This window comes from Mitsuaria sp. TWR114 (assembly GCF_007997345.1).
In genome coordinates this window covers 1-732 of the sequence record NZ_VOSR01001009.1, presented here as the reverse complement: position 1 = coordinate 732, position 732 = coordinate 1, and the positions used below count along the sequence as shown (strand labels likewise).

General features: G+C 70.5%; 1 protein-coding gene. It reads right to left on the bottom strand.

Features of this window, described 5'->3' with window-relative positions:
• Window positions 1-732 (bottom strand): tripartite tricarboxylate transporter substrate binding protein (locus tag FUT87_RS26820; RefSeq protein ID WP_147242953.1); only part of this gene is annotated, 732 nt, incomplete at both ends.

Genomic DNA, 732 nt, shown 5'->3' with positions numbered 1-732 from the left:
CTGCGCGGCCAGTTGCTCGCTGCTGCCGCCGGTCGGCTCGGCGCCGATCTCGTCCATGCGCTTGCGGAACTCCGGCGCCTGGATCACCTTCACCATCTCCGCGTTCAAGCGGGCGACGATGTCCCGGGGCGTCGCCGCCGGCGCCAGCACGCCGAACCAGGTGCCGATGTCGAAACCCTTGAGCCCCGCTTCCTCCAGCGTCGGCACGTCGGGCAGCGCGCTGGAGCGCCGGGCCGTCGTGACCGCCAGCGCGCGCAGCTTGCCGGCCTTGATGTGCGGCAGCACCGGCGTGATGGTGTCGAAGGACATCTGGATCTGCGCGCCCAGCAGGTCGGTGGCGAGCGGGCCGCTGCCCTTGTAGGGCACGTGCAGGAGCGTGGTGCCGGTGGCGTTCTGGAACTGGGTACCGATCAGGTGCTGCGCGGTGCCGTTGCCGTTGGAGCCGTAGCTCCATTGGCCGGGATGGGCCTTCAGCGCCGCGACCAGCTCGGCCACCGACTTCGCCGGCGTCGCGCCCGCGTTGACGACCAGCACGTTGGGCACCAGCGCCAGGCCGGTGATCGGCACGAAGTCCTTCTGGAAGTCGTAGGGCAGCTTCTTGTAGACGCTGCTCGCGATCGTGTGGTGGACCGCGCCGATCAGCAGCGTGTAGCCGTCGGGCTTTGCCTTGGCGACGTAGTCGGCTCCGAGCGTCGCGCCCGCGCCGGGGCGGCTCTCGACGATCACCGGCTG